1 protein-coding gene is annotated in these 1,224 nt (G+C 72.1%); it reads left to right on the top strand.

The features are described 5' to 3' along the window. Positions 1 to 22: 22 nt before the first annotated feature. The coding region (locus ACWEBX_RS41050) for a hypothetical protein (RefSeq protein WP_451889767.1) at positions 23 to 1,224 on the top strand (1,202 nt) is incomplete at its 3' end.

The following is a 1,224-nucleotide window of genomic DNA, read 5'->3' as shown; positions in this document are numbered from 1 at the left end:
CCTCGCTCAGCTCGACCGTTCCGTGGACGTCCTCGAGAGGCCGCTGGACCGGCTGTCGGCGAGCGGGGACGACACCGAGCCGCTCGTCGCCGAGCTCCTGCGCACCTATGTGGTTCTGTATGAGGTCGAACAGCGCGACGCGATCCTTCGGCGTGCTCTTGCGGTCGCCGACGAAAGGCTCAGGACGGCCGACGGCCTGGCGGCCGCCGCGCTGCCGCTGGCGCTGATCCTCGTCGCACGGTTCGGGGTGACGGGAAACCGCGACGACCTCGACCGTGCCGAGGACCTGGCCCACTCCGGCTCCCCGTCCGAGGAGCCCAGGGCCGACCAGTCCGACCGAGAGGCAGCCCTCGCCGCCGTGAGTCTGGCCCGCTTCTGGGCGGACGGTTCACGGCAGGCGCTCGACGCGGCGCGTGCGCACGCGCGGTCGGCTGTCACGCTCAGCCCTTCGGGCAACCGGCTGAGCCGTTCGAGGATGCGGCTCGCACACGCCGATGTTCTGCGCCTTTCCTTCGCCCTGTCGGCCAACCCGGCAGAAATCGACGAGGCCCTGACGCAGGCGGAATCCGCGAGCAAGTCCCTGCCCGCGTCCTCGGCATGGCAGAAGGCGGCGCGCAACAGTCTGACCCGGTGCCTGATCGACAGGTTCCGGCACAGGGGTGACCTGATGGACCTCGACCGGGCCGTCGAGGTCCCCCTGCCGGGGACCTCCGACGACCGAGCCGACGCCGAACTGCCGTACCGGCGAGCCGCGCTGGTGCAGCACGGTGAGTGCCTGCTGCTGCGGTACGACGCGACCGCGAACCCTCAGGACCTGGACAGGGCCGTCGCCGCTTTCCGGGCGGCGGCGGAGAACCGGTCCCACGTCGGTGCCTCCCACCAGGTGGCCCAGGCCACCGGATACGCGTCCGCCCTGCTCCGACGGCACGCGGTCAGTGGTGCGCGTGCCGACCTCGAAACGGCACTGACCGAACTGGGCGCCGTCGTGGAGGACATCACCGCTTCTCAGTCCGTGCATGCCGTGCCGGCGTCCGCTCTGCTGGCCAGAGCGGAGGCGGTGTCACGTACGGCCAGGGCGTCCGGCGACGCGCTCCACCGCGCGCGCGAAACCGGAGTTCGACGCAGGTTTGTGCGCACCGCAGGAACCGTCCCCGGGCTCTCAGCAGAGTCCGGGCGGGGCAGACCCCGAGCCCGGCGGTTTCGGCGCGCCGCAGGACCCGCCCG

The organism is Streptomyces sp. NPDC005070, from assembly GCF_053600395.1.
Note: the sequence above shows the minus strand (reverse complement) of the source record. Positions and strands in the feature narration are given on the sequence as shown.